This window comes from Arcobacter sp. LA11, from assembly GCF_001895145.1.
Lineage (GTDB): Bacteria > Campylobacterota > Campylobacteria > Campylobacterales > Arcobacteraceae > Halarcobacter.
In genome coordinates, this window is sequence record NZ_BDIR01000005.1 from 426,856 (window position 1) to 433,134 (window position 6,279).

A 6,279-nucleotide genomic window follows, 5' to 3' on the forward strand; every position below is an offset into this window, starting at 1 on the left:
TAATAATTACTTACCAACTCTTTTATTAGCTCCAGACATTAGTCTCTCTTCTGTTACAACAGCTCTTGTATGAATACAAGTTCCAACAACTCCTGCTGAATCTTCAGCTTCTATTTCAAACTTGTATAATTTTCCTTCCATTCCAACAAATGTTGCAGTTGATTTCACAACATCACCTTCAAGTGTTGGAGCAAGATGTTTTAAATTAACTTCAACACCAACAGAAAGTTTTCCATCTCCAAGTAATGGTTTCATAGCCTTAGCAGCACTACACTCCATAAGTGCAGTTAATCTTGCTGTTGCAAAAACTGGTGGGAAATTATCATCTGGTGATATTTCTAAATTTTTAGCTAAATCTTTACTTTCAACTTTATAATCTATACTATCTTTTGTTCCAATTTCTAATGACATATATACTCCTATATTTTAAAATATATATTGTACCAATTTAAAATAAAAATATTTTTTATATACTTATTTACTAATTTGCATAATTTAGATATAATCCGCGAAAAATAAATGGATAAACTAATGATTGATTTAGATAATCAAACAGATTTAGAAATTGATATTTCATATCTTGAAACTATTGTAAATGATTTAGTATCAAAAGATATTGAACTAATATTAACAAAAAATGATGAAATACAAAAACTAAATAAAGAACACAGAAATATAGATAAAGCTACTGATGTACTTAGTTTTCCACTTGAATTTGATATGCCTAATATGCCCTTAGGGTCAATTGTTATATCAATTGATTTTGTTAAAGAAAAAGCAAAAGAATTCAATCATAGTTTTGATGATGAATTAAAACTTCTTTTTATTCATGGATTATTACATCTTATTGGATTTGACCATGAAGTTGATAATGGTGAACATAGAAAAAAAGAAGAAGAGTTAATAAAGAAATATAGTTTACCAAATAGTTTAATAGTAAGGAATTCATAAAATATGGATATTGTAATATTTATCGTATCAATGACTGCATTGATTTATGGAGCAGATTATATTATTGAAGAGAGTGAAAAAATTGCACTTCATTATAAAATCTCGCCATTTGTAATTGGTGCTACTCTTGTTGCATTAGGAACATCACTACCAGAAATGGCTGTATCAATGTCTGCTTCAATGAAAGGAAGTGGGGATATTGCAGTAGCAAATGTAATTGGAAGTACGATTTTTAACATAGCACTTGTACTTGGTGTTGTATTTATCATTGCTAAAAAAATTGCCCCAGAGAGAGACCTTTTTGCACAAGATTCTGCATGGGCACTTTTCCCTATTTTAGTATTTATTCTTATGGGAATTGACGGAAAACTAAATGCAGTAGATGGTCTTCTATTTTTAGTTTTAATGGGTGCATACTTAATGTTCTTAATCAAATCAAATCAAGTTGAAGAAATAGATGATGAATTAGCAAAAGAGAAATTTGCATGGGGAAAAACTTCTCTTATGCTTATTGCAGGTTTTGTATTGACTATTGGTGGAGCAGATTTTGCTATTGATAGTGCAGGAAATATTGCAAGAGAATTTGGAATAAGTGAGTGGATGATTGGGCTTTTCTTAGTTGCATTTGGTACATCATTACCAGAGCTTACTATCTCAATAAAAGCTGCTAGAAATAATAATGCAGATCTTGCAATAGGAAATATCATTGGTTCAAATGTTGCAAACTTTACAATGGTTTTAGGACTTAGTTCTATTGTAAATACATTAAATGTAGATTTATCTGCAAACTTCTTTGATATAACAGCAGCATTTATACTATCACTTATGTTAGTATTTATAACTGCAAATAAACTATATAATAAAAGTGCAGGAATAGTACTTCTTGTGGTATTAGGATTAGTGATTCAAAACGGTTTATAATAAGAAAAAATAGTGAATAGTTAAAAAACTATTCACTAATTAATTTTTTTAGATTATTTATGACAATCTTGACAAACTCCTGAAAATACAACTTCTGTATTCTCAACTTTAAAGTTTGTGTTAGCAGATATTGAATTTTGTAGAATTGAAGTATCTATTATAATATCTTCAACTTTTCCACATGAAGAACATACTAAATGAGAATGTTCTTCCTTAACTAATTCATAAACTGATTTAGTATCAGGAAGCTTTACTTCATTTAAAAAAATCTTTTCTACCATTGCATTTATATTTTTATATATAGTTGCAAGGGAAATTGAAGGAAATTTTTTTAATAAATTTCTATAAAGATCATCAATATTCATATGTCCATGTTTATATAATTCATCAACTATTGCAACTCTTTGTGGAGTTACTTTTAAATCATATTCTTTTAGTAAAACAGAACTATTAAGCATTTCATCTTCCTTTCCTGCTTGAAATCATACTAAAAATATAGTTAATTTCACTTATGCAGACTCGTTAATTATTCGATGATAATATAAAAACCTAAATATTTTATTTATTAATTACAATTAGTAGAGGATAATAATTTTCCTTTAAGTTTTTCTATATTATAATTCCTAAACGAAAAAAATTATCCAATGATATTTTTTTTATTTTAATAAAGCAAAAAAAATCTAAATTAGATACAATAAATCAAGGAGAAAATAATGAAACAATATCAATCATACAAATGTAACAAATGTGGTAATGTAGTAGAAGTACAAAATGTAGGTGGAGGAGAATTACACTGTTGTAATCAACCAATGGAAATGATTACAGAAAGTTTAACTGCTGTAAATTTAATGAAAGCATTTGCTGGTGAATCAATGGCAAGAAACAAATATGAATATTTTGCAAAAATTGCTCAAAAAGAAGGATATAGGGATATAGCAGCCCATTTTCAAAGAGCAGCTGACAATGAAAAAATGCATGCTAAGCTTGAATTAAAAGCCTGTAATCAATTATTAACAGGGAAAGAATTTGGAGATACAGTTGAAAACCTTCAATATGCTATAGATGGTGAATCATACGAAAATGTAACTATGTACCCAGATTTTGCAGCAATTGCAAAAGAAGAAGGTCATAATCAAATTTCAAAAATGCTTGATTTAATCGGTAAGATAGAAATTGAACATGAAAATATGTATAAAGAATTAAAAAGAAGACTTGAAGCTGGAGAAGAACACTTAAGTGATAATGACGATGAAGAATGGATTTGTGAAGTATGTGGACATGTACACAGAGGTAAAAAACCACCAAAAGTATGTCCAGTATGTAAGCATCCACAAGAATATCAATCAAGATTAAATGGCAAAAAATAGTTTTTAAATTAGAGTAGTTATTTACTACTCTAATTTTGTTTTATCCTATAAAAACAATATATTTGATAAAATATCTGATTATTTTAATGTTCATTAAATTAGGAGATATTTTTGTTTAGACTACTATTACTTTTTTTCTTTTCCTTTTCTTTATACGGAAATTCATTTACTGTTGCTTCTTACAACGTAGAAAATCTATTTGATTTAGTAAAACACAGAAGTGATTATAAAGAATATATACCAAATACAAATGCTAAATGGAATCAAAAAAATTTTAATATAAAAGTAAATAACCTAGTAAAAGTTTTAAAAGATATAGATGCTGATATTATTGGTCTCCAAGAGATAGAAAATAGACAAATGATGCAAGTATTATTAAGAAAATTGCCTGAATATAAATATAGTTCATTTACAAAATATAGAAACTCTAGCGTAGGAATTGGATTTTTAAGTAAAATTAAAATCAAAAATAACAAAGATATAAATGTAACTTTCACAAATAAAATCTTTAGACCCATATTAGAAACTACTTTTGAACTTGAAAACAACGAATTTAAAATATTTAATAATCATTGGCCTTCTAAAAGAGTAGCTGAAAGTTATAGAGTTAAATATGCAAAAGTTTTATATGATAGATTAAAAAAGCTCCCAAAAGATTATGATTATATACTTATAGGAGATTTTAATTCAAATTATGATGAATTCAAAACTATCTATAGAGAAAAAAAATTAAACAACACTTCGGGAATCACGGGTATTAATCAAGTTTTAAATACAACAATTGATAAAAGATATATTACTTATGATGATATTTTAAAATCTAAAAAAAGAGTTCACTACAACTTGTGGCTTGATTTAAATTATAATGATAGATTTTCAAATAAATATAGAGGACAAAACAATACTCCAGATAATATAATCCTATCACCTGCCCTATTTGACAATAAAAAACTCTCTTATAAAACTAAAAGTTTTAAAGTTTTTAAACCAAACTATTTATATAAAAATAAAAAAATTATAAGATGGAAAATGAATAGAAGAGTTCATTCTGGAGGTGGATATTCTGATCATCTTCCTATAATTTCAAGTTTTTCAATTGATAAAAAGGAGAAAAACCCTCTTAAGAAAATAGAAAAAAAAGAATTAAATAAGATTTCTCAACTATACAAAAAAACAAAATTAGTTGATGAAGTTCTATTAAAAGACGTAATAGTTATATATAAACATGGGAAAAGTGCCATAATAAAACAAAAAAATGACCGTGCTATATACTTTTATAATAATGCTCAAGAACTATCTGAAGGTTTCTCTTACGATTTAGCAATAATGCAAATCAAAGACTATAATGGTTTAAAAGAAATAGAAGATTATAAAATCAGAAAACACAATGGAAAAATCAAAAACTATAAAGATTTATATTTAGAGGCAAAAAATATTAATATTATTGATACAAAATACCAAAATGAAATAGTCACAAATGTACAAGGTGTGTTTAAAAAAGGAAAACTCTATTTTGATAATAAAAAAATAAAGCTTTTTGCTAAAAATAAAAAAGATTTACCAAAAGAAAATAGTAAAATAACTATAAAAAGGGCTCACATTGGGTACTATAGGGGGAAACCTCAAATCTTAATTCACAAAAGAGTTAAATAAAAAGGAGCTTTCACTCCTTTTTATTTATAATTTAATATATTGTAATTAACTTACAACTGGGAAGTTTTGTTCGTCAAGTGGAGCATCAAAATTACTCATACCTGAACTACCAGCACATCCTGCTACAAACAATGCAAGAACTAAACTTGCTAAAGCTATTTTTAGAGATTTCATAATATATCCTTTTCTTTTTTTATTATTTCTTCTTTAACTTCAAAGTTAATCTTTTAAACTTTTAAGTTAAAGAACACAAATTATTTATACTGAAAGTATACTAGTAATGCGTGTAGTATGTGTAAAGAGTGCGTTTAGAGTTTGTTTAGTCTTTAGTCATTTTCTTAACAATTTATTCTTATGTTTTTTTTAAGCTTTGTAGTTAAATATCTCGATAAAATAATATTCAAGGAGTGAAGTTAAAGGAGTAAAATATGAAAAAACATAGTATTTATTTATTAACTTTAAGCGTTTTTCTTACGGGATGTGCAAAGCATCATACACCAATACAGAAAAGCCATAGCTACACAAAAAAGTATAGTTATCTTTCAGAAAAAAAATATAATTATCTTTCAAAAGAAGAGATAAAAAAAATATGTAACATTACACATGAGAAGATAATGTCTGTAAATAAAATCTGCACAGATGAAGATAAAATACAAAAAATCACAAGTATTGCTCATAAACTTTTATCAACTCTTAATAATTATAATATAAAAGACTGGGAAATAATTGTATTAGAAAAAAAAGAAATTAATGCAGTATGTTTAGCTGATGGAAAGATATTTATAAATAGTGGTATTTTTAGAGCAGCTCAAAATGATGGACAAATTGCAGCAGTTTTAGCTCATGAAATTTCACATGTTCTATTAAATCATGGGGAACAGAAAATAAAAAGAAGTTCTATTTCAAATAAAATGCAAATAGCAGGAACTGTAATTGCAGGTATTTTTAATCCATTATTAATCATACCATTTATAACAGTTTCCGAAGGAGCCAAGTATTCTGTTTTATCACATTATTATCAAGAAGAAGAAAATGAAGCAGATGAAAATAGCTTAGTATTATTAAAAAATGCTGGATATGATTTAAATGAAACTGTTAAATTATGGAATAACATGAAAATGATAAATACTAAAAGAGCTAAAACTAATGCTTCTACTCATCTAAGTTATAATGAAAGAATCATACAATTAAAATATATGATTAATCAAATGAAAAAAAAGGAGAAAAAAGATTTATAATAAAATAGGAGAATAAGAGTAGGCAAATAAAAAAGGAGTAAAAACTCCAATTTTATTTATAATTTAATATATTGTAATTAACTTACAACTGGGAAGTTTTGTTCGTCAAGTGGAGCATCAAAATTACTCATACCTGAACTACCAGCACA

Annotated in this window: 8 protein-coding genes; 5 read left to right on the forward strand and 3 right to left on the reverse strand. The window is 26.3% G+C overall.

From position 1 onward, the window contains the following. Positions 1 to 6 precede the first annotated feature (6 nt). The gene (locus tag BT997_RS08115) at positions 7 to 411 is read right to left on the reverse strand and encodes a thioesterase family protein (RefSeq protein ID WP_072680986.1); all 405 of its coding nucleotides are present in this window, start codon (positions 409 to 411) and stop codon (positions 7 to 9) included. A gap of 120 nt (positions 412 to 531) precedes the next feature. Here BT997_RS08115 and ybeY point away from each other — a divergent pair, with 120 nt between their 5' ends. Beyond that, positions 532 to 951: an rRNA maturation RNase YbeY gene (ybeY, locus tag BT997_RS08120; protein WP_072680988.1), complete on the forward strand. Its 420-nt coding sequence runs from the start codon at positions 532 to 534 to the stop codon at positions 949 to 951. Positions 952 to 954: 3 nt separating this feature from the next. Continuing rightward, complete coding sequence (locus BT997_RS08125) at positions 955 to 1,872, forward strand: calcium/sodium antiporter (protein ID WP_072680990.1); 918 nt, start codon at positions 955 to 957, stop codon at positions 1,870 to 1,872. A gap of 53 nt (positions 1,873 to 1,925) precedes the next feature. On the opposite strand, the gene BT997_RS08130 is transcribed toward BT997_RS08125, so the two are convergent. After that, complete coding sequence (locus tag BT997_RS08130) at positions 1,926 to 2,330, reverse strand: Fur family transcriptional regulator (RefSeq protein WP_072680992.1); 405 nt, start codon at positions 2,328 to 2,330, stop codon at positions 1,926 to 1,928. Between the two features lie 255 nt (positions 2,331 to 2,585). Between BT997_RS08130 and BT997_RS08135 the strand changes: the two genes are divergently transcribed. Both BT997_RS08135 and BT997_RS08140 read left to right on the forward strand, forming a co-directional pair. Further along, positions 2,586 to 3,239 carry a ferritin family protein gene (locus BT997_RS08135; protein ID WP_072680994.1) on the forward strand — a complete coding sequence of 218 codons (654 nt, stop codon included), beginning with the start codon at positions 2,586 to 2,588 and terminating at the stop codon, positions 3,237 to 3,239. Positions 3,240 to 3,350: 111 nt separating this feature from the next. Next, positions 3,351 to 4,892, forward strand: a complete 1,542-nt coding sequence (locus tag BT997_RS08140) for an endonuclease/exonuclease/phosphatase family protein (RefSeq protein ID WP_072680996.1) — start codon at positions 3,351 to 3,353, stop codon at positions 4,890 to 4,892. Positions 4,893 to 4,937: 45 nt separating this feature from the next. Here the strand turns inward: BT997_RS08140 and BT997_RS15705 are convergent, their stop codons facing one another. After that, complete coding sequence (locus BT997_RS15705) at positions 4,938 to 5,066, reverse strand: hypothetical protein (protein WP_258239456.1); 129 nt, start codon at positions 5,064 to 5,066, stop codon at positions 4,938 to 4,940. A gap of 254 nt (positions 5,067 to 5,320) precedes the next feature. Here BT997_RS15705 and BT997_RS08145 point away from each other — a divergent pair, with 254 nt between their 5' ends. After that, positions 5,321 to 6,130 (forward strand): M48 family metallopeptidase, encoded by an 810-nt coding sequence (locus BT997_RS08145; RefSeq protein ID WP_072680998.1) that lies wholly within the window; start codon positions 5,321 to 5,323, stop codon positions 6,128 to 6,130. The last annotated feature ends 149 nt before the right edge of the window (positions 6,131 to 6,279 follow it).

Coding starts and splice junctions, on each gene's coding strand:
- BT997_RS08125 (WP_072680990.1), top strand. CDS start 955: ATGGATATTGTAATATTTATCGTATCAATGACTGCATTGATTTATGGA.
- BT997_RS08115 (WP_072680986.1), bottom strand. CDS start 411: ATGTCATTAGAAATTGGAACAAAAGATAGTATAGATTATAAAGTTGAA.
- BT997_RS08145 (WP_072680998.1), top strand. CDS start 5,321: ATGAAAAAACATAGTATTTATTTATTAACTTTAAGCGTTTTTCTTACG.
- BT997_RS08135 (WP_072680994.1), top strand. CDS start 2,586: ATGAAACAATATCAATCATACAAATGTAACAAATGTGGTAATGTAGTA.
- BT997_RS15705 (WP_258239456.1), bottom strand. CDS start 5,066: ATGAAATCTCTAAAAATAGCTTTAGCAAGTTTAGTTCTTGCATTGTTT.
- BT997_RS08130 (WP_072680992.1), bottom strand. CDS start 2,330: ATGCTTAATAGTTCTGTTTTACTAAAAGAATATGATTTAAAAGTAACT.
- ybeY (WP_072680988.1), top strand. CDS start 532: ATGATTGATTTAGATAATCAAACAGATTTAGAAATTGATATTTCATAT.